Origin of the sequence: Paraburkholderia sp. RAU6.4a (assembly GCF_050435625.1) — a bacterium.
Classification (GTDB): Bacteria; Pseudomonadota; Gammaproteobacteria; order Burkholderiales; family Burkholderiaceae; genus Paraburkholderia; species Paraburkholderia tuberum.
Genome location: NZ_JBNDKQ010000003.1, coordinates 1847267 through 1868332 on the forward strand (window position 1 = coordinate 1847267; position 21066 = coordinate 1868332).

A 21066-nucleotide genomic window follows, 5' to 3' on the forward strand; every position below is an offset into this window, starting at 1 on the left:
CTTGTGAGCGGCGCACGTTACAAAAGCGTCGGTGACAAAAACTCGGGAAACCAAACAAGGTCGCGCACGTCGCCCGTGTGCGCCCGCGCAGCCTTGACCGGGATGAATGGAGAAACGTCAGGCGCGCTCCGATGGCGCTGTTTACATTTGCCGGGCCGCCCCGCACCCATGCACCACCCTTTGCACCGTGGTCCCGGAAAAAAGGACCCGGAAAGCGCTCTGAAAAAGAGCATATGTTACTGAGCGCAGATTGCAAGACAAGACGATTTCGGACGGGAACGCCTGAAATTTGCAATTTCCTGGCGGGAGATGGAGCGGTCTTTATTAATTGGCGTGTGACGCGTTCATTAATCTGTGTTTTATTCGCTTAGCGAAAGGCGGCGGCCCGACAACGCGTTCACCCTTGCTGTTCAGAGTAGATCCGTGACGACATCCACCGTATCGAACTCGATGAACAATTCCGCGCCCAACGAGGCGCCTACAGATGCAATCGGCATATTGGGGCGGTTCTCTTTCCCGAAATATGATTTTTCTAGCGCATGGAGGGCGCGCTGATAATCAGGGGACTGGAAATCCGTGAGTACCTTTACTTCATAAATGACGTTCTGGATGAGGAAATCGTTCGCAAGACAGCGCGTCGCGCCCTTGAATTGAACGCGAACCCGGTCTTTCCTGTTGTCGAACATCAAGGCAAGCTCAACGATGCTTGCCTCACGGTCCGCGGATACGCCCATCAAATACCAGTCATGGAACGCATTGAATTTCTTGATAAGGTCCATCGCGTAATTCCTTCAGGGACTCCAGGGGCTGAATGGAACAACATAATCGCCGCCATCTCGCACACCGTTGTCCCAATTGTGCGCGTGGGGCTTCAATCCGTTGTGTACATGGTCAAAGTCGAGATCAACGACCGGCTTTCTATCATCCCCGTACAGCCGCATTTGCCCGCTACCTGGGTTTGTGTACCAGGTTCCCGGGTCTCCGAGGTTCGGAGTCTTGGCTACATCGAATGAACCTTCGTCAACCTGGTTGGGCGAGTACTCGAACGGCTGCGCATCGCCCAGCGGCGTTGAGACCGGCGTGGCGATGGTCCCATCGGGTAGCACGTCGCCGGGGCGAGCGTACCAGATCGCGAGACCATCGTCGGCGGCCAGCCGCGGCAGTATGGGACGCTCGAATGACCGCGCGGCAGGCACGGCGGCCAGCGCGCGCCGGAAGAGCTGCGACGGCGTGACGGTCGCATAGTACGGCCTGACCGTCTGCTCAATGGGCGAACTGCGTGCGCCCGAGGCTCGCGGCTTAGGCACGACAGCAATTACATCGCCGCTCTCGACGGCGCACTGTAGCGCTCGAACGAGTTGCTCAGGCGCGGGGCCGCTTGCATATGCGCCGCCCTGGGCATGGCGCATGAACCTGGCGAGCCGGGCTAGCTGGCTCGCGTCGCGCGTGAGCTCCCATGAACTTGCCGAAGTAATGAACTGGCGGCCGGTGCGCACCTCGTCGCTGGACGTGTTGCCGCGATATTCGTGCCGCGTGTAGAGCGTGCAGCTCCGACGGGCCCCCACTTTCAAGTCAATCGCCATCCGCCTCCCTGGTGCGATCAGATCAGTTGGCATACCTATCACGGGGGCTCCATTGCACGCTGCAAAAAACGAAGCCCTCAAACCGCCGCGAACGCTGCAATACCTCTATGGCGGCCCTGAGAACGCACGGCGGCGCGACTTACGAGACCTCGTAACATTGTGGAAGACTGTCAAGAAAACAGTAGGAGCGTCGATGGTTTGGCCAATGCGCATCACATTGCTGATGGCGAACGCTTCCGTGCCGACACATATGGAAGAGCCGGCCGCGGTCGTTTCGCGAGACTAGCTGACTCATAGCGAGATATCGCCGCAGAGGCATTGTTCAGCCACACCTTCTAGTCTTTTCATCGGACGACTCTTTTTCCGACATGAGACCCAGCCTAAAGTACGAGACTTCAATCTGGCATCAAGGTCGTCATGCAAATCGATACACCTGCAATCCCGGCATCGTTGGAAGGACATTCAACCTCCGCGGGTCAATGGCTCTCCGTCATAGCGGTAGCGGTAAGCGCATTCGCCTTCGTCACGGCCGAGTTTTTGCCTGTCGGGCTGTTGCCGCAAATCGCACACGACCTCGGCGTGTCGACCGGTGTCGCTGGCCTCATGGTCACCACGCCCGGCGTGATGGCCGCGATATCGGCGCCTACGCTGATAGTCAGCGCGGGCCGCATGGACCGCCGGTACGTTTTCCTGCTCCTCACTGCGGTACTGTTGATCGCGAACGTCGTGTGTGCCATCGCACCGAACCTCGCGATCATGCTCGTAGGACGGGCTCTGCTTGGCGGCGCGCTGGGTGGCTTCTGGACTCTGGCGACGGCGGCGGCTCCTCGACTCGTGCAAGCAAAGGATGCCGCCAAAGCGACCGCGACCATTCTGACCGGCGTGACCTGCGCAACCGTGATCGGCGTGCCGCTCGGGACGTTCATCGCATCGTTTGCATCGTGGCGCATGGCGTTCGCCGCCACCGCGGGCCTCGTGTCGCTCGCCTTACTGGCGCAGGCGTTCCTCGTGCCTTCGTTGCCGTCGGCATCGGCGTTGCGGATCGCCGATTTCAAAACCCTGCTTGGCCGGCCTCATACGAGGTTGAGCATGGTGATGGTCGCGCTCGTCTTCGGCGCGCATTTCTCGACCTACACGTATATTGCGCCGCTGCTCGAACACGACTTCTCGTTGAGCGCCATCACGCTGTTGCTGTTCGGATTCGGTCTGATCGGCTTCTTCTCCAATGCGTTGACATCGATGGTGATTTCGGACCATCTAAAGAAATCCGTCGCCGCGATGGTTCTGCTGCTATTGGGCGCGTTGTCGTCGATGTTGCTGCTCGAACATTCGCCGATCGGCGAGACCGCGGGGATGCTGCTGTGGGGAATCGCGTTCGGAGCGCTTCCGCTTTGCTTCAGCGTGTGGATTCAGCGCGGCACGACAGACCTGCCCGAAGCGGGGTCGGCCATGTTCGTTAGCATCATCCAGGTGGCGATTGCGGTGGGCTCGGCAGTGGGGGGCACCATTGTCGACCGTGCGGGCGTTCACGCTGACTTCACGCTGGGACTTGGACTCGCGCTACTGGGCCTCGTGGCACTGCAACGGCTTGCTGTACTGGAACGACCGGCCACGGCGGCTTCCCTTGATTGCGCCTACGATGCGTCGGTTGACTGACGCGTCGAGACAGTACGTCGCGTGACTGGACCGCACCGCGCTAGCCAACTGTGGCGACCGCCAGGCGACCGAATCCGTCAAACAGCCGTCTTCACGACTCTGGGTTGAAACGGGGCGTTGAGCGGCACGTCGCCAGCGGCCTCGTTGCGGGCGGCGCTCGTCGATAGATAGCGCAAACAGCACACGCGCAAAAAAGACGCGAAATTCAACGGCTCTTCGCCGCGCAAGGCGACCAGTTCGTCGTGAAGCTTCACGACGAACTGGGTCGTCGTCACGTTCTCGCGGTTGGCGATTTCCCGAAGCACGTCCCAGAAGAGATTTTCGAGCCTCACCGTGGTCACGACGCCATGAATGCGCAGCGCGCGCGTACGCGACTCGTAGAGGATCGGATCAGCGTTGACATAGACGTTGCACATATGTTCAGCCTTTCTCGCGAATGATGACGTCGCAGGACGCGAAGCGCGCGGCGCGGGCGCTCATGCCGTCGTGATCGAGCGTAACACGGTTGGTCGCCCGCGATGCCGCGCCTCGGTCGAGGCGCGCTCCTTCAATGCGAGATGCGCGTGCCCAGCAGCGCAAGGAACTGCGCGAGCCAGTTCACGTGCGAGGTCCATGCGGGCGCGGTGACGAAGTTCTCGTCGGTGATCGCGTCAGGCCAGTCGAGCGCCACGTACTGCGCGCCCGCGAGCCTCACTTCGGGCGCGCAGGCCGGATACGCCGAGATGCGCCGGCCTTCGATCACACCTGCCGCAGCCAGCAGTTGCGCGCCGTGGCAGACCGCGGCAATCGGCTTCTTCGCTTCGGCGAATTGGCGCACCCAGCCGATCACCTCGTCGTTGAGCCGCAGATATTCGGGGGCGCGGCCGCCTGGCACGAGCAGCGCGTCATATTGTGCGGGGTTCACCGACGCGAAATCGGCGTTCAGCGTGAAGTTATGGCCACGCTTTTCGGTGTAGGTCTGATCGCCTTCGAAGTCGTGGATTGCGGTGCGAATCGCGTCGCCCGCGCGCTTGTCGGGCGCGACGACGTCCACCGAATGCCCGACTGCCGCCAGTGCCTGAAACGGCACCATCAGCTCATAATCTTCGACGAAATCGCCGGCGATGATAAGAATTCGCTTTGACATGCTTCGTCTCCTCTCGAATGGGGTGGGAAATGGCGAGGCGGACGCGCTATCGCGGTGTGAAGGCGGCGGCCGTTGAGAAGCAATATAGCGATCGACGCAGTGGGCCAGGTAATACGCGGCTAAATGCCGACCAGGGATTTCACTGAGCTGAACGGAATTCAGCCCGAATGCGGCAGACGATCGCGGTAGGTGGAGCAAAGAAAAAGAGTCGCGCTCCATTCGAGTGCGACTCTTTTATCATTGGGAACGTCCATTCAACCGCGCAGATTCGACACACATCGCTGCAGCACCTTGCGCAGCGTATCGACCGGGATTTCCGTTACTCCGTCCAGCATGGACGCTTCGAGCGCGTCGATCGCCGAATCGCATTCTCGTAGTACCCGACGCCCTTCGTCGGTCAGAAACAGATGAATCAGTCGACCGTGGGTAGGATGCCCCACGCGTCCGACCCAACCGTTGGCTTCCATCGTCTTGACAACTTCGTTGGCCGACTGCGGCGTGATGAACGAGCGTTCGGCGAGTTTCGCATTGGTCATCGCGCCGCTGGCGCTGATGACGGAGAGCGCGGTGAACTGAGGCAAGGTCAGCCCGAATTCACCCAGTACATCGATCAAACTGCGTTTGAGCAGGCGGTCGAGTTGGCCGACCACATAGGAAACGCGGGAAGGTGGCGCACCGGTTTTCGTTGAACCGGCCTGTTTGGCAAGGGGCGTTCGCCGCTTCTCCATTGTCTTGATCATTATCAGGTTGCCTTAGGTGTTTCTACCAGGCATATCATATTCTACTTTCAATATCAGGTCTCCTGAGACTAGACTCATCATCAATTCCGGGGACGCCGTGGGAAGGATTCTGATAAGTGGCGCGAGATCATTGTCAGAAATCTTCTCCTTCCCATGGCCGCTTCGTCGAAGAACGAAGCGTGGCTCGTCTCTGGCAATTCAATCAAAGGTGAAGGAGACGTCATGTCAAGTGTTGCTAATCGGTCGAGTGCGGTGGGCTCCAGTACTGCACTAACGTTGGCATTGTGCTTTCTCGTCGCGGTGCTGGAGGGTATCGACCTGCAGTCCACTGGCGTTGCGGCGCCTCGAATGGCGCACGAGTTCGGCTTGTCGGTCAGCCAGTTGGGGCTCGCTTTTAGCGCCGGCATGTTGGGGCTTTTGCCGGGAGCGATGATCGGCGGCAGACTCGCCGACCGGATCGGCCGCAAGCGCGTTCTGATGATCTCGATGGCGATTTTCGGCATCTTCTCGATTGCGACCGCGCAAGTCTGGAGTTTCGAAAGTCTGCTGATTGCTCGCGTGCTGACGGGAATCGGGCTCGGCGGCGCGATGCCGAACCTGATCGCGTTGTCGTCCGAGGCGGTCGATGCGCGTCACCGCAACACGGCGGTTAGCGTCATGTATTGCGGTATGCCGCTCGGCGGCGCGCTTGCTGCATTGATCGCCGTACTGAGTGCGGGTGCTACCGCGTGGCGTCATATCTTCTACGTGGGCGGAGTCGGACCGCTGATCATCATTCCGCTGCTGATGGCATTGCTGCCTGAGTCGCGCGAATTCGCCACCGAATCGCGGGAATTCACGACGGCGGACAAGCCGCTCCTTTCGACGCGTGAAGTCCTGTTCGGCGAGGGGCGCGCCGCCGCGACGATCGGTATCTGGATCAGCTTCTTCTGCACGCTGATCGTTCTTTACTTCCTGCTGAACTGGCTGCCTTCGTTGACCGTGGGGCGCGGCATGAGCCGTTCGCAGGCCGGGATTGCCCAGATCTTTTTCAACGTCGGCAGTGTGATCGGCGTACTCGGCATCGGTCTGCTGATGGACCGCTTCAGACAAGGCCTGTCAGTCACGGCAATCTATGCGTGCATCGTCGGCGCATTGGTCGCGCTTTCGCAAGTCGCCAGCATCGAGACGCTGTCCGTTGCCGTGCTGTTTGCCGGAATGGGCGTCGTCGGTGCGCAGTCGATGCTGTATTCGCTGTCCGCCGCCAGCTATCCGACCAGCGTGCGTGGTACGGGAGTCGGCGCCGCGGTGGCGGTGGGACGCGTCGGCTCGATTGTCGGCCCCGTAGCCGCCGGGCAATTGCTTGCGATGGGAAAGAGCTCGGCGCTCGTCATCGGCGCGAGCGTGCCGGTGACGATCGTCGCGGCGATTACAGCATTGCTCGTCATTCGCTCCAACGCCGCGAAACGCTAACTCTTCGTTGATGGACCCAGCTGGCCCGGCGTTTTCGCGCCGGGCCATTTTTCATGTGTCATTCGTGATTCGTCGTGCCTCGGGCCCGCAGATCAAGCAACCGGACGGCGTTCTCCTTCAGAACGAGCGGCTTTACTTCGGGCTTGATGTCGAGCGTATCGAAGTCTTCGAGCCAGCGGTCCGGGCGGATCAGTGGGAAGTCGGACGCGAACAGCACGTTGTTGCGCAACAGCGTGTTCGCATACTTGACCAGCTCGGGCGAAAAGTACTTCGGCGACCAGCCCGACAGATCGATATACACGTTCGGCTTGTGCAGCGCGATCGACAGCGCCTGCTCCTGCCATGGCCAGGAGGGATGCGCGATCACGATCTTCATGTCGGGGAAGTCGGCGGCGACATCGTCGAGGTAGATCGGCTCCGAATACTTGAGGCGCAAACCGCCGCCGCCGCGCATGCCCGAGCCCATGCCCGAGTGTCCACTGTGAAAAACCGCCGGCAGCCGGTACTCGGCAATCACTTCGTAGAGCGGGTATGCCATGCGGTCGTTGGCGAAAAAACCCTGCATCGTGGGGTGAAACTTGAAACCGCGCACGCCGTGCTCCTCGATGAGCCGCCGCGCTTCGCGTGCGCCGAACTTGCCTTTGTGCGGATCGATGCTGGCGAACGCGATCATGATGTCGGAGTTTTTCTGCGCGAACTCCGCGACCTCTTCGTTCGAAATGCGACGGCGCCCGATGTTCGCTTCGCAGTCGACGGTAAACATCACGAAGCCGATATTGCGCTCCCGATAGTGCTCGATCGTTTCGGGAATGGTCGGGCGGCGCCCTTGTTTGAGCACGGTGCCGAAGTATTTGTCGGCGGCTTCGTCGAATTCTTTGGCAAACAGGTCCGGCGGTTGGCAGCACGACACCTCGGCATGCACGTGGGTGTCGATGGCCTTCAGTTGATCGATGTTCAATGGGGTCTCCTATGTGTAATCAAAGCTGATGCGTCAGGCTGCGCGAAGATTGCGCACGCACGTCGACAGCAGGTTTTTCAGCATCTGTGAATCGTGTTCATCGATTTCGCCGAGCATCGATTGCTCGACCCTGTCAGCGGCACCGTCGCACTGAGCCAGCAATGTTTCGCCGGCCTTCGTCAGCGACAGCAGCCCGACGCGACGGTTGAGCGGACCGGCCACGCGCGTCACCCATCCATTCGCTTCCATCGATTTGACGACCGCGCTGGCCGCTTGCGGCGTGATCAACGAGCGCTGCGCGAGCTGTGCGTTCGACGAACGTGCGCGCGCCCGCAGCACCGACAGCGCGGTGTATTGCGGCAACGTCAGACCATGCGAGGCAAGCGCTTCGGAAAGCTGCCGCGTGAGAATCTTGTCGAGCTGCCCGGCCAGGTAGCTGAGACGCACCGGAGCGGCAGCGTGCCTTTGATCGCGCAGGTTGCGCAGGTTGCGCCGCGCCGTGGCGCGCGCTGTCGATTCAGACCCTGACGGCTTTCTCGTGATCGTCGGCATAGGCGGTTAGGGGTTTGTACCAAGACTTCGATATTGTACTTTACTTATCAGGTCACCTGATATTAAATTGAGTTCAGGCCGCGAGGGCGGCATTGATACGGAGAAGCAGATGAGTTACGAAGGACGCTGGAAAACGGTCAAGGTCGCGGTCGAAGGCGGAATCGCCTGGGTCACGTTCAATCGTCCGGATAAGCGCAACGCGATGAGCCCGACGCTGAACAAGGAAATGATCGACGTTCTCGAGACGCTCGAACTCGACGCCGAAGCCCAGGTTCTCGTGTTGACCGGCGAAGGCAGTGCATGGACGGCCGGCATGGACCTGAAGGAATATTTCCGCGAAGTGGACGCGGGCCCGGACGTGCTGCAGGAGCGGATTCGCCGCGACGCGAGCCGCTGGCAATGGCAATTGCTGCGCATGTACTCGAAGCCGACGATCGCCATGGTCAACGGCTGGTGCTTCGGCGGCGGCTTCTCTCCGCTCGTCGCCTGCGATCTCGCGATCGCCGCGGACGAAGCCGTGTTCGGCCTGTCCGAAATCAACTGGGGTATCCCGCCGGGCAACCTCGTGAGCAAGGCGATGGCCGATACCGTCGGTCATCGTGAAGCGCTGTACTACATCATGACGGGCGACACCTTCACGGGTCCGCAAGCCGCGAAGATGGGTCTGGTGAACAAAAGCGTGCCGCTCGCGCAACTGCGCGACGAAACGATCGCTCTCGCGGCGAAGCTGCTGAACAAGAACCCGGTCGTGCTGCGCAACGCGAAGCATGGCTTCAAGCGTTCGCGCGAACTCACGTGGGAGCAGAACGAAGACTACCTGTACGCGAAGCTCGACCAGGCGAACTATCGCGATCCGGAAGGCGGCCGCGAACAGGGCCTCAAGCAGTTCCTCGACGACAAGAGCATCAAGCCGGGCTTGCAGACCTACAAGCGCTAAGCGGCGCACTTCAGCAGGACGAGCGAGGAGACGAACACATGCATCAAACGAACCTGTTGATTGGCGGCGCGAAACGTGCCGCGTCGAACGGCAAGACCTTCGAGCGCATCAATCCCGCGACGGGGGCGGTTGCCACCCGCGCCGCGGCGGCCACCGTCGAGGATGCCGATGCGGCCGTCGCCGCGGCGGCGCGCGCGTTCCCGGCATGGGCAGCGCTCACGCCGACGGAACGACGCAGACGCCTGCTAGCCGCCGCCGAGCGCATGGACGCGCGCACGGCCGAGTTCATCGAGATCGGCGCGGCCGAAACGGGTGCGATGGCGAACTGGTACGGCTTTAACGTCATGCTCGCGGCCAACATGCTGCGCGAAGCCGCGGCGATGACGACGCAGATCGACGGCGCGGTGATTCCGTCCGACGTGCCGGGTAGCCTCGCAATGGCCGTGCGCCAGCCGTGCGGCGTCGTGCTTGGCATGGCGCCGTGGAACGCGCCCGTGATCCTCGCGACGCGCGCGCTCGCCATGCCGCTCGCGTGCGGCAACACGGTCGTGCTGAAGGCATCGGAAGGTTGTCCCGGCGTGCATGCGCTGATCGGCGAAGCGCTGAACGATGCGGGTCTCGGCGAAGGCGTCGTCAACGTGCTCACGCATGCGCCGGAAGACGCGCCCGCGATCGTCGAGCGTCTGGTCGCGAATCCTGCCGTGAAGCGTGTGAATTTCACCGGTTCGACGCGTGTCGGCCGCATCGTCGCCGAGCTGTCCGCGCGCCATCTGAAACCCGCGCTGCTCGAACTGGGCGGCAAGGCGCCGGTGCTCGTGCTCGACGACGCGGACCTCGACGCTGCCGTCGAGGGCATCGCGTTCGGCGCGTTCTTCAATCAAGGGCAGATCTGCATGTCGACAGAACGCGTGATCGTCGATCGCAAGGTTGCAGATGCGTTCGTCGAAAAGCTCGTCGCGAAAGCGCGCACGCTGAAGGCAGGCGATCCGACACAGCCGGGCTCGATCCTCGGCACGCTCGAGAGCGAAGCCGCCGCGCGGCGCATTCGCGCGCTGGTCGAAGACGCTCGCGAAAAGGGTGCGAAGTTGCCGCTCGGTTGCGAGGTGAAAGGCGCGATCATGCAGCCGGTGATCGTCGAGAACGTGACGCGCGCGATGAAGCTTTATGCCGATGAATCGTTCGGCCCCGTGGTGACGGTGCAGCGCGTGGACGGCGACGAAGAGGCGCTGACGGTCGCCAACGATAGCGAGTACGGCTTATCGGCCGCCGTGTTCAGCCGCGATATCGCGCGCGCGATGAACGTCGCGAAACGCATCGAGTCGGGCATCTGCCACATCAACGGCCCGACCGTGCACGACGAGGCGCAGATGCCGTTCGGCGGCGTGAAGGCGAGTGGTTATGGGCGCTTCGGCAGCAAGGCGTCGATTCCCGAGTTCACCGAGTTGCGCTGGATCACGGTGCAGACGAGTCCGCGTCATTATCCGATCTAGACGTCGGCTCCCGGCCGCAACGATTGCGGCCACCCCATCCTTGCATGAAATGGCACAACTAGGAGACAGGTTTTGGAATCGGAGCACAGCCACGCAAGCTCTCTGGCGACCGGATACCGGAGCGTCGCCATCGGAGCGCCTTCAGCGCGGATCGAGAAACGCGGCGACTGCTGGTACCTCGAGACACTTGAACCTCTGGGTCCGTTTCCGGAGCGCTTTACGGACCGCCTGCTGAGCGGCGCACGCGTGCATCCCGACCGGCTGCTCGTCGCACGACGCGATGCCGGTGGCGCGTGGCAGGGCATCACGTATGCGCAGATGCTCGAGCGCGCGCGTGCGATCGGGCAGGCGCTGCTCGATCGCGATCTCAGCGCGGAACGCCCGTTGGTGATCCTGTCGGGCAACAGCGTCGAACATATGCAACTCGCGCTCGGCGCGATGTGGGCGGGTATCGCTTATGCACCCGTTTCGCCGGCCTATTCGTTGATGTCGGGCGATTACGGAAAGCTGCGCCATGTCCTCGAACTGCTCAAACCGGGTCTGGTCTACGCGGACGATATCGGCGCATACACAGCGGCGCTCGATGCCGCGCTGGGAAGCGACGTCGAACGTGTCAGCGCGGTGCCCGCGCCAAACGCGTCGAGAGTGACGCGCTTCGACGCATTGCTCGACACGGCCCCGCGCGACGTCGACGCTGCCAACGCGCGCGTGAACGGCGACACGATTGCGAAGTTCCTGTTCACGTCCGGCTCGACGAACCTGCCGAAAGCCGTGCCGACGACGCATCGCATGCTGGGCGCAAACCAGCAGATGCTGCTCGAAACCTTTCCGCAGTTCGGCATCGAGCCTCCGGTCCTCGTCGACTGGCTGCCGTGGAATCACACGTTCGGCGGCAGCCACAACGTCGGCATCGTGCTGTACAACGGCGGCACGCTCTATATCGACGACGGCAAACCCGTGGCCGGCAAATTCGACGAGACGCTGCGCAATCTGCGTGAAGTCGCGCCGACCATCTACTTCAACGTGCCGAAGGGTTGGGAAGAACTGACCATCGCGCTGGAAAAGGATGCGGCGCTGCGCGAGCGGTTTTTCTCGCGCGTGAAGATGTATTTCTTCGCGGGCGCCGGTCTGTCGCAGGCGGCGTGGGAGCGTCTCGAGCGCGTAACGCTCGAACATTGCGGAGAACGCATCCGCATCATGGCCGGGCTCGGCATGACCGAGACCGCACCGTCGTGCCTGTTCACGACGGGACCGGTATCGTGCGCCGGCTATATCGGCTTGCCGCCGCCCGGGTGCCAGGCCAAGCTCGCGCCCGTCGATGGCAAATTCGAAGCGCGCTTTCGCGGCCCTCACGTGATGGGCGGTTACTGGCGAGCATCGCCGGCGCTTCAGAGCAGCGTGTTCGACGATGAAGGCTACTACCGCACAGGAGACGCCGTGCGTTTCGTCGACCCGCAACGTCCCGAACTGGGCCTGATGTTCGATGGCCGCATTGCGGAGGACTTCAAGCTTGCGTCGGGAACGTTCGTCAGCGTCGGGCCGATGCGCGCGCGCATCATCAGCGAAGGGGCGCCCTACGTTCAGGATGCCGTCATCACGGGGATGAATCGCGACGAAGTGGGCGCGATGATTTTTCCGCGCCTCGACGCGTGTCGCTCGTTGGCGGGTTCGCCCGCGGATGCGAGCGCCGAGGACGTGCTCAACACGGCCGCCGTGCGCGACTTCTTCAGCGAGCTCGTCGCGCGGCTGAATCGGAGTGCGACAGGCAGTGCCTCGTTCATTGCCCGCATGCACCTGCTGAGCGTGCCGCCGTCGCTCGACCTCGGCGAGATCACCGACAAAGGCTCGATCAATCAGCGCGCCGTGCTCCAGCACCGGGCCGCGCTCGTGGAAGCAATGCACGAAGCGGATGCCGCCGACGCGACCGTGATCCATGCGCGCAGAGGCAGCTAGTCCAGGGACAGGAACAAATGACGTTGACTTATCAGGCGCCGCTACGCGACATGCGCTTCGTGATGGACGAGTGGCTCGACGCCGCTTCGTGGTGGCGCGACGTGCCCGACTGGCAAGACCTCGACTCGCAGACCGCGCAGCAGGTGCTCGAGGAAGCGGCGCGTTTCGTCGAGGAGCGCATCGCGCCGCTCAACGCGAGCGCCGATCTCGAAGGATGTCGTTTCGACGCGGGCAAGGTGACGACGCCCGCGGGCTTTCGCGAGTCCTACGCGGAATTCGTCGAAGCGGGTTGGCCGACATTATCGCTCGAAACCGGACACGGCGGACAGGGACTGCCGCAGCTTCTCGACGTCGCACTTCAGGAAATGCTCGCGGGCGCCAACCATGCATGGTTGATGTCGCCCGGGCTCACGCACGGCGCGACGGCATGCTTGCAGACGTATGGCAGCGAACGCGTGAAAAAGGCATTGCTGCCGAAAGTCGCGAGTGGCGAGTGGCTATCGACGATGTGTCTGACCGAGCCCCAGGCCGGCAGCGATGTCGGCCTGATCCGTTCGCGCGCGACTGAAGCACCGGGCACCGACGGGTATTTCATCGACGGCAGCAAGATCTTTATCAGCGGCGGCGCGCACGATCTGACGGAGAACATCGTTCATCTGGTGCTCGCTCGAGTGCCCGATGCGCCGCCCGGCACGAAAGGGTTGTCGCTGTTCGTCGTGCCGGAATGGCTGGAAGACGGCGACGGTGGGCGTTCGTGCAATGGTGTCTATTGCGAAGGCATCGAAAAGAAAATGGGCCTGAAAGGCAGCCCGACCTGCACGATGCGCTTCGAACGCGCATTCGGTTGGCTCGTCGGTGAAGCGCATCGCGGTCTCGCGTGCCTGTTCGTGATGATGAACGCGGCGCGGCTGCAGGTTGCGATGCAGGGCCTCGGGCATGCGCACACCGCGTGGCAACGCGCGCACGCTTACGCGCAGGAACGCGCGCAGATGCGTGCAGTGAGCGTGCCGCCCGGTGCGAACGTCGCACCGGGGAAGGCTGCGCCGATTGCCTTTCATCCGGCCATGCGGCGGATTCTGATGGAGCTGCGCGCGATCGTCGAAGGCGAGCGCGCGATCGGTTACTGGACCGCGCATTGGCTCGACATCGCCGCACGTCATGCCGACGCCGCCGAACGGGAACAGGCGGCGCAGCTCGCATCGCTGTTGACTCCGATTGCAAAGGCGTTTTTTACGGCCAACGGTTTTGGCGCTGCATCGAACGCGCTGCAGGTGTTCGGCGGCTACGGCTACATCCACGAGTACGGCATTGAACAGACGTTGCGCGATAGTCGCGTGTCGATGTTGTACGAAGGCACCAACGAAATTCAGGCGATCGATCTGCTGATTCGGAAGGTGCTGCCCGATGGGGCGGTGGCGTTCGATGTGCTGCTTCGCCAGGTGCGCGCGGAAGCGCGGCTGTGCCAGGAGTCCGATCCGCCGGTTCGTGCCGCCGGCGTGAAGCTCGCAGAGCTAGCACAGACAGTGGAGAGCACGACACGGTCGATCAAGGCACGCCACGCGCAAGACCCGGAGACGGCATACCGGGTCGCGGACGACTATCTCGCGATGCTTGGCTGGATGCTGCTGGCGTTCGCATGGGCGCGCGCGCTGCGAATTGCGACGCCGCAATGCGAGGCGGAAACGTTCTATGTGGAGAAGCGGGAGACGGGCCGCTTCTTCTTCGACTACCCGCTCGCGGCCTTCGCTTATCGCCGCAGCCTCGTTGAAGCCGGTTGCGAGGCAACGCTGCCGTACGTTTGAAAGTCAGCTTGAGCAACACCTGCCTGATCAATACCGCTCGGCCACGTATTTAAACGGATAGTCTGGTTCCTTGTATCCGTCGGGCTTTTGCCGTTTCGGCAGCGAGACCTTCTTGCGGGCAGGCTGCTTGTACGGAATCCTCTGAAGCATGTCGCTGATGATGTTCAGTCGCGCGCGCCGCTTGTCGTTTGAATTCGCTATGAACCACGAAGCATAGTCGGTGTCCGACGCCGCGAGCATCTCATCGCGGGCACGCGAGTAGTCATACCATCGGCTATAGGATTTCAGGTCCATCTCGGTCAGTTTCCAGGTCTTGCGGCCGTCGTGGATGCGTGCCTCGAGACGTCGGGTCTGTTCCTCGGGGCTGACCTCGAGCCAGTACTTGAGGAGGATGACCCCGGATTCGACGATCGCCCGCTCGACGAGCGGCACGGCCTTGAAGAACGTCTGCACGTCCGCCTCGGAGCAGAAACCCATCACGCGCTCGACGCCCGCGCGGTTGTACCAGCTGCGGTCGAAAATGACGACCTCGCCCGCGGCCGGCAAGTGCGGCACGTAGCGCTGCACATACATCTGGCTTTTTTCACGTTCGCTAGGCGCGGGCAATGCAACGACGCGGAAGACGCGCGGACTAACGCGCTCGGTCATCGCCTTGATCGTGCCGCCTTTGCCCGCGCCGTCACGTCCCTCGAAGACGATACAGACCTTGCTTCCCGTTTGCACGACCCATTCCTGCAGCTTGACGAGCTCCACATGCAGATCGAAAAGCGCCTTGCGATATTCCTTGTACGACAGCGCCCTGTCTTGCTCGGGCTGCTCGTTTTCCGACTTCGTTTTGGCCATTATCTTCTCCCCAGCGCGGACTGTTCCAGCGTACTACGCAATGATCCATTCCCACGGTAGAGCGCGACGCGAAGCAGGGCCATACGACCTTGGTCCAATATCGCCGGTACAGGGCGCGCAGTATGATGCGGGCGTCTGCTCGCGCCTGCCCGATCCGACTGTCCTCGTCGCGCCTCATCCGTATGCCGGCAAAGGGCGGGCTCGGTTCACGTCATCGCCACGGGAGGCCTCATGGATGCCACGGGTCACACGGAGCAGGAAAACTTCGGCGATAGGGAGCCGGTTCTCGATGTCGTCGATCGAGTGTGCGAGTCATGTTTCGGCCTCTTCATGGCGCTGACGTTCGTCGGCACCGTCTCGGCCGTCGGCGCGGGTGCCGACGCGGGGCACAAGATGTTCTACACCGCGCTCGGCTGCAATCTCGCATGGGGCCTCGCGGACGCGGTGATGTTCCTCGTGCGTACGCTGGTGGCTCGCGGCAGGCGTGTGACGCTTGCGCATTCCGTGCGAGGCCAGCCGAATGCGGCCGCGGGCGTTCGGACGCTTCGCGACGCAATGGCCGCGTGGCTCAGACCGTTGATCGGCGATACGGAGCTCGAGTCCATCCGCAGGCGTGTTGCGGCGCGGCCGGATCTGCCGCAGCGAGCAGTATTCGTGCGCGACGATTTCACCGCCGCCGCGGCTATCTTTGTGCTCGTCGTAGCCGCAACATTCCCGGTCGCGTTGCCCTTCGTGCTGTTCGCGAACGTTCCGACGGCGCTGATCGTCTCCCGTGTCTTGACTATCGCGATGTTATTCGGCAGCGGCATGGCGCTGGGGCATTACGCGGGATTTCGCGGCTGGCAGGCCGGCCTTGCGATGGCGGCGGTCGGCGTCCTGCTCACCGTGGCGATCATCGCGCTCGGCGGATGATCGAGGTCGGCCCCGCCAATCAGCTTCGCTGGCTTCGCGTTTCATTCATCATCGACACCGCGCTTCCTGTAAGACCAAGGTCCGATTCCGCAGCGGTTTCAGCGTGACATCATGTATCTGCAAGCGTTGTAGTCGTCGCATCCGAATACCGAAGAAAATCGACGCGCGGCGATGGCATTGATGGTTCCTTGGGCGGCTATGCCGCTTCACGGCGGAGAAAAAAGATCGAGGCTTCCAGCCATCAGGACTGGCGACTCGTATCGTAACCAGAACGGAGTCGATAGTGAACAGACGGAACTTTGTGCACACGCTCGCGCTTACATCCATGGCCGCGAGTCTGGCTTTGGCGGGTTGCACGACGACCGGAGGCAGTGGCCAGAGCGCCACTACCGACGCCGCCAAACGGCAGGAGATCGACGCGGCCGTGAACGGTGCGCTGTCGAAATTGTTCGATACGGTGCAAGGCTCGCACGAGCTCGTATCGAAGGCGCAGGGCGTGCTCGTGTTTCCTTCGGTGAGGAAGGCGGCGTTCATCGTCGGTGGCGAGTACGGTGAAGGGGCATTGCGCGTCGGGGGAGCGACGGTGGGCTATTACAGTACCACCGCGGCATCGTTCGGATTGCAGGCCGGCGCGCAGTCGACCGCCGTGTTCTTCCTGTTCATGACGAAAGATTCGCTCGAGAAGTTCCGCAACGCGAAGGGCTGGTCGGCGGGCGTCGATGCTTCGGTTTCACTGCTGAAAGTCGGCGCTACCGGCGCGATCGATACCACGTCGGCGACCGCCGAGGTCGTCGCGATGGTCTTGACCAATACGGGCTTGATGGCCGACCTGTCGCTGGCCGGCACCAAGGTTACGCGCATGAATCTGTAACAGGGCGCGGCAAGCTGCGGCATTCGATCGAATCGTCATGGCGCTGTCACACGGTGGCGCGTCTATCGCGTCTATCGCGTCTATCGCGTGTTGCGCGGTTTCGTTACAGCGAGGCCGCGCAACACGCTACGCGCGCCTTGGCACGGCGACGCGCAGCGGATAGTTTTTGGCGGACTCACCCCACTTAGCCTCCCTATCATCCCTCCCGTTGTTCCCACGAAATGCTGCGAGCCAGATGCGCTCGCGACTCGCAGCGACGCTGCCTGTAATCTGCACTGACCTTCCTGATTATTCAATACCGGTAGAAAAGACGAAGCCGAAACACGCGTTCTCGCCGCGGTGCTGCGTTTAGTCATCTGCCGGGCATAATTTTATTTTTTTGTGATCGATGAATGCAAATGATTCGCACTGGAATAGCGGGCGATAAAAGCGTTGACTTGCGTCAAGAAATATCGCCGGCAAATTAATTAAATTGGAGAATTAGCGTTGGCTATACCCGCTGACTCTGTGATTCGCGATGCATGAAAGCTTTACGGTTGGAAGTTTCCATCTGAAAGCGCTATCTCGCCGGGCTTCACGGGCTAGTGCAAATCCGTCACGGCGCAGGGGAACATTGCGGCTCTACGGCGACGTTGCCAGTTTGCTAACTTTCCTGTGCTTGCAAACGGACGGCACGGACACTGTCCCGCCCGGCAATAATTAACTGCCTAACAAACTCTGTCGCCATTTTCCCATTGATGGCGGACAACGCAGAACACTATTGAGTAGTTTCCCGAGTAAGCGGCATAAATTAAGGTAACTCTTCGGTAAGTGATTCTGGATAGCCTATACTGACTTCCAGCCACCAGGCGTGCGAAGTACCGATTGTGAAGTCAATTATGCGGTTCGAAGCCCAAAGATAAAGACGTCGCAGTTGTACGGAATCCGTTCGCACTGGACCCGGAGGTGCCAATGATTAATCTGATCGTGTACGGCAGACACCTGGCGATCGGGGTAGCGGGAATTCTCACGGCGCTGCACGCGCAACCGCGCCACATGGGTCAATGCGGCCCGTCACAGATCGACAATGCGCGCAACGACGGTCCTCCACTATCCGGGCACGACCGTTCCAGACAGTTTTCACCCAGGCATCACCGGTTTCAGCACGCTCGCAATATCCCCGGCGTGTCGAGCCGACAGAGTACCCGCGATACCCACGAGCCGCCGTACGCGTTGCCGGCATGGCGGCGCTATGTCGCCGCTTGCGCGTCGTGGCTGCGAGGCGAAGGCGATAGCAGCACGCGGCGCATCCTCGACGCGAGCATGCCGCTGTGCGAGACGCTCGAAATGTTGCCGGTTCCGATCGTCACGGTCGACCAGCGGGACCAGATCATCTTCGCGAACGCGCGGGCGGCGCAACTGTTCGGCTACACGAGGGAAGAGCTGATCGGCGCGCCGACCGCCAAGCTGTTTCCGATCGACGGCATCAATGCCGATCGGTCGGGCCTAGGCAATCGTGGCGCGAAGATACAAATCCCCGGCGTCACGACCACGCAGATTCTGATCGCGCGGCGGCGCGATGGCGGCGGCTTTCACGCGGAGGCGGAAACCACGCGATGCCGCGTGCACAATCAGGACTTGCGGATCACCGCGATATCGGATTGCAGTGCGTGCGGCGAAGTCGATGGAAATACGAGGGATCTCGCGCATCTCGCGCGCGTTTCTTCATTGGGCGAACTCGCCGGATCGCTCGCGCACGAGTTGAAGCAGCCGCTTACCGCGATCCTGTTCAACGCGCAAGCCGCACGCAAATTCATGGATGCGGAGACGACCAACGTAGTGGAGCTGCGCGAAGCGCTCGAAGACATCGTGGCCGACAATTGCCGCGCGAACGAGGTGCTGCAAAGGATTCGCGCATTGGTGCGCAAAGGCGATGTCGAGTTGCAGTTGCTGGACGTCGGCAACGTCGTGCGCGACATCGCGACGCTCGTGCACAGCGATGCGTTGACGCGCAGCGTGCGCACGAGCTTCGACATTCCGAACAATCTGGCGCTGATTTGCGGCGACAAGGTTCAGCTTCAGCAGGTGATCCTGAACCTGCTGCTCAACGCTTTCGACGCGGTCAAGGATTGCCCTGCCGCGGACCGCCTCGTCGAAACGACAGCGCGTGAGGAAGCGGACGGACTGATACGGATAACGGTAAAAGATCGCGGCCAGGGCCTCGACGTCGACAGCATGGAAAGGATTTTCCGGCCATTTTTCACCACCAAACCGCAGGGGCTCGGACTGGGTCTTTCGATCAGCCGCACGATCGTCACGGCGCACCGCGGCCGGCTGTGGGCGGAAAACAACGAGGGCAAAGGGGCATCGTTTCACGTCACGCTTCCGGTCGCGACCGATATCCGACAGAGACTCGTGCCCCGATCATCATGAACCAGACCAACACTCGCGTCTTCATCGTCGACGACGACGACAGCGTGCGCAGCGCGCTCGCCCGCTTGCTGCGCGCCTCCGGCTACCAGGTCGAATGCTTCGACAGTCCTGAGGCCTTTCTCGAACGAGCCGATCTGACGAGCATGCCAGCCTGCCTCGTTCTCGATCTGCAGATGCCGGGCATGACGGGACTCGAAGTGCAGCGCAAGCTCGATCAGCTGCTGCCGATCGTATTCCTGACCGGGCACGGCGACATCGGCTCGAGCGTCGACGCGATGAAAGGCGGAGCGGTCGACTTTCTGCCCAAGCCGGTGCGCGACTCGCTGTTGCTCGCCGCGGTGGATCGCGCGCTCGCGCGCGCGTGTGTGGAAAGCAGGCGGCGCCACGAACGCGAGGAAATAGAAGAGCGGATGCGGCATCTGACCCGCCGCGAACGCGAAGTCATGGAACTCGTCGTGACTGGCCGCCTGAACAAACAGGTTGCGAGCGATCTGGGCGCGGCCGAAAAAACGATCAAGATTCATCGGGCCCGCGTGATGGAGAAGATGAAGGCCCGATCGATCGTCGACCTCGTTCATCTGGTGCGAAAGGGCGGCGTTTGTACGGCCGACGAAGAATAATCGCCCGAACCAGGCGCCGACTCCCGCGTTGCGCCGCCACTTTCAGCGGCGCTGGCCGACACCGCTAGTGGACCAAAGTCTTATATCTCATCGGGGTTTCAACCAGTACGCTAAGGCATCAGTGGTCCACTTTCCGGAGCGACTGCGCGTTCGCGCTGTCATATGGTCAACCCTAACCAATTCGTTGCGGTGGTCGACGATGACGAGTCGGTCTGCCGAGCCATCAAGCGTTTGCTGCATTCCGAAGGTATCAGGGCGGAGACGTTTTGCAGCGGTGACGAGTTCTTGAATGCGCTTGTGGCAATTCCGTCGTATCGGCCTGCCTGCGTGATTCTGGATGTCCAGATGCCGGGAACCAACGGCCTGGAAGTCCAGCGTCAGCTCGCGCAAATGGGCGTGCCGGTCATCGTGATTACCGCCTATGACGATCTCTCCGTCCGCCAGAGCGCGCTCGCGGCCGGTGCGGCCGCGTATCTGCGCAAGCCTTTCACCAGCGCGATTCTGTTCAAGGCGGTCGAGGTGGCCATCGGCGGTCCGCCGACACCCTGAACGCGCGTCTTTGCGCCGGATGATATGAGACCAAGGTCCGATTGTCGCCGTTTCTTCGGACCACCAAACTGAACTCAGTCAACGCGTCGAACCGAACACCGGCTGCGCCGCACCGAATTCGAAACCGGACAGGTTGCGGCGCGTGCGTGCCTTTGCGCGTGCGATGCGCCGCGCGGAGTGCGGCAGCGTTCAAGGATAAAAGCGGGAGCGCACGTGATGAAATCAATTTCGGTTTGTCTCGCGATTCTTCTCGGTACCGCTGCGATGCAGGTGGGCGCGGCGGACTTCGACGGCAGCAAGCGGCTGATCTGCGCGACGATCGACGCGCACGCCTGCGATCCGGGCATCGCCTGCACGCGCGCGTTGCCCGCGGATCTCGGTCTGCCGAAATTCCTGACTCTCGATTTCGACAAACGCGCGGTCGTCGGTCCCGCGCGCACGACGCCGATGCTGTCGGTCACCAAGGAGGCGGATCAGCTCCTGATCCTCGGCAATGAGTTGGGCTTTGGCTGGACGCTGGTCGTCGATTCGACGGACGGCGAGATGACGCTGACGATTGCCAACAGAAACGATGCCTTCGTGCTGTTCGGCAACTGCACGCCTTTGTGAT

20 protein-coding genes are annotated in these 21066 nt (G+C 61.8%); 12 read left to right on the forward strand and 8 right to left on the reverse strand.

Features of this window, described 5'->3' with window-relative positions; genetic code table 11:
• Positions 1 to 410 precede the first annotated feature (410 nt).
• Positions 411 to 779, reverse strand: coding sequence for a hypothetical protein (locus tag OKW40_RS33105; RefSeq protein ID WP_184032352.1), 369 nt, complete (start codon positions 777 to 779; stop codon positions 411 to 413).
• Positions 780 to 791: 12 nt separating this feature from the next.
• Positions 792 to 1616 carry a hypothetical protein gene (locus OKW40_RS33110; RefSeq protein ID WP_429493391.1) on the reverse strand — a complete coding sequence of 275 codons (825 nt, stop codon included), beginning with the start codon at positions 1614 to 1616 and terminating at the stop codon, positions 792 to 794.
• A gap of 384 nt (positions 1617 to 2000) precedes the next feature.
• Here OKW40_RS33110 and OKW40_RS33115 point away from each other — a divergent pair, with 384 nt between their 5' ends.
• Positions 2001 to 3239: an MFS transporter gene (locus OKW40_RS33115; RefSeq protein ID WP_429493392.1), complete on the forward strand. Its 1239-nt coding sequence runs from the start codon at positions 2001 to 2003 to the stop codon at positions 3237 to 3239.
• Between the two features lie 77 nt (positions 3240 to 3316).
• Here the strand turns inward: OKW40_RS33115 and OKW40_RS33120 are convergent, their stop codons facing one another.
• From OKW40_RS33120 to OKW40_RS33130, 3 genes are all read right to left on the reverse strand, one after another.
• Positions 3317 to 3655, reverse strand: a complete 339-nt coding sequence (locus tag OKW40_RS33120) for a ribbon-helix-helix domain-containing protein (RefSeq protein ID WP_018424506.1) — start codon at positions 3653 to 3655, stop codon at positions 3317 to 3319.
• Positions 3656 to 3786: 131 nt separating this feature from the next.
• Positions 3787 to 4365 carry a DJ-1/PfpI family protein gene (locus OKW40_RS33125; protein WP_429493393.1) on the reverse strand — a complete coding sequence of 193 codons (579 nt, stop codon included), beginning with the start codon at positions 4363 to 4365 and terminating at the stop codon, positions 3787 to 3789.
• A gap of 254 nt (positions 4366 to 4619) precedes the next feature.
• Entirely contained in the window at positions 4620 to 5105 is a 486-nt protein-coding gene (locus tag OKW40_RS33130) for a MarR family winged helix-turn-helix transcriptional regulator (protein WP_184052145.1), read from the reverse strand.
• A gap of 222 nt (positions 5106 to 5327) precedes the next feature.
• Here OKW40_RS33130 and mhpT point away from each other — a divergent pair, with 222 nt between their 5' ends.
• Complete coding sequence (mhpT, locus tag OKW40_RS33135; protein ID WP_429493394.1) at positions 5328 to 6557, forward strand: 3-(3-hydroxy-phenyl)propionate transporter MhpT; 1230 nt, start codon at positions 5328 to 5330, stop codon at positions 6555 to 6557.
• Between the two features lie 58 nt (positions 6558 to 6615).
• Here mhpT and OKW40_RS33140 read toward each other — a convergent pair whose 3' ends face one another.
• Positions 6616 to 7515 (reverse strand): amidohydrolase family protein, encoded by a 900-nt coding sequence (locus OKW40_RS33140; RefSeq protein ID WP_429493395.1) that lies wholly within the window; start codon positions 7513 to 7515, stop codon positions 6616 to 6618.
• A 33-nt stretch (positions 7516 to 7548) separates the two neighbouring features.
• Positions 7549 to 7962 carry a MarR family winged helix-turn-helix transcriptional regulator gene (locus OKW40_RS33145; protein WP_429493396.1) on the reverse strand — a complete coding sequence of 138 codons (414 nt, stop codon included), beginning with the start codon at positions 7960 to 7962 and terminating at the stop codon, positions 7549 to 7551.
• A gap of 214 nt (positions 7963 to 8176) precedes the next feature.
• Between OKW40_RS33145 and OKW40_RS33150 the strand changes: the two genes are divergently transcribed.
• From OKW40_RS33150 to OKW40_RS33165, 4 genes are all read left to right on the forward strand, one after another.
• Positions 8177 to 9004 carry a p-hydroxycinnamoyl CoA hydratase/lyase gene (locus OKW40_RS33150; protein ID WP_090810398.1) on the forward strand — a complete coding sequence of 276 codons (828 nt, stop codon included), beginning with the start codon at positions 8177 to 8179 and terminating at the stop codon, positions 9002 to 9004.
• Between the two features lie 38 nt (positions 9005 to 9042).
• Entirely contained in the window at positions 9043 to 10494 is a 1452-nt protein-coding gene (locus OKW40_RS33155; RefSeq protein WP_429493397.1) for an aldehyde dehydrogenase, read from the forward strand.
• 72 nt (positions 10495 to 10566) lie between these two features.
• A complete protein-coding gene (locus tag OKW40_RS33160; protein ID WP_429493398.1) occupies positions 10567 to 12447 on the forward strand; it encodes a feruloyl-CoA synthase in 1881 nt (626 codons plus the stop codon).
• A gap of 17 nt (positions 12448 to 12464) precedes the next feature.
• Positions 12465 to 14249, forward strand: coding sequence for an acyl-CoA dehydrogenase family protein (locus tag OKW40_RS33165; RefSeq protein WP_429493399.1), 1785 nt, complete (start codon positions 12465 to 12467; stop codon positions 14247 to 14249).
• A gap of 27 nt (positions 14250 to 14276) precedes the next feature.
• On the opposite strand, the gene ppk2 is transcribed toward OKW40_RS33165, so the two are convergent.
• Positions 14277 to 15092, reverse strand: a complete 816-nt coding sequence (ppk2, locus tag OKW40_RS33170) for a polyphosphate kinase 2 (RefSeq protein ID WP_429403677.1) — start codon at positions 15090 to 15092, stop codon at positions 14277 to 14279.
• A 231-nt stretch (positions 15093 to 15323) separates the two neighbouring features.
• Here ppk2 and OKW40_RS33175 point away from each other — a divergent pair, with 231 nt between their 5' ends.
• From OKW40_RS33175 to OKW40_RS33200, 6 genes are all read left to right on the forward strand, one after another.
• Positions 15324 to 16004: a hypothetical protein gene (locus OKW40_RS33175; protein WP_429493400.1), complete on the forward strand. Its 681-nt coding sequence runs from the start codon at positions 15324 to 15326 to the stop codon at positions 16002 to 16004.
• A 283-nt stretch (positions 16005 to 16287) separates the two neighbouring features.
• Complete coding sequence (locus tag OKW40_RS33180) at positions 16288 to 16875, forward strand: BPSL1445 family SYLF domain-containing lipoprotein (protein WP_409259456.1); 588 nt, start codon at positions 16288 to 16290, stop codon at positions 16873 to 16875.
• A gap of 951 nt (positions 16876 to 17826) precedes the next feature.
• A complete protein-coding gene (locus OKW40_RS33185) occupies positions 17827 to 19287 on the forward strand; it encodes a PAS domain-containing sensor histidine kinase (RefSeq protein ID WP_429493401.1) in 1461 nt (486 codons plus the stop codon).
• Positions 19284 to 19907: a response regulator transcription factor gene (locus OKW40_RS33190; RefSeq protein WP_018424532.1), complete on the forward strand. Its 624-nt coding sequence runs from the start codon at positions 19284 to 19286 to the stop codon at positions 19905 to 19907. The genes OKW40_RS33185 and OKW40_RS33190 overlap by 4 nt, the downstream gene beginning before the upstream one ends.
• A 162-nt stretch (positions 19908 to 20069) precedes the next feature.
• Positions 20070 to 20456: a response regulator transcription factor gene (locus OKW40_RS33195; RefSeq protein WP_184061877.1), complete on the forward strand. Its 387-nt coding sequence runs from the start codon at positions 20070 to 20072 to the stop codon at positions 20454 to 20456.
• Between the two features lie 216 nt (positions 20457 to 20672).
• Positions 20673 to 21065: a hypothetical protein gene (locus OKW40_RS33200; protein WP_090808966.1), complete on the forward strand. Its 393-nt coding sequence runs from the start codon at positions 20673 to 20675 to the stop codon at positions 21063 to 21065.
• Position 21066: the final 1 nt, after the last annotated feature.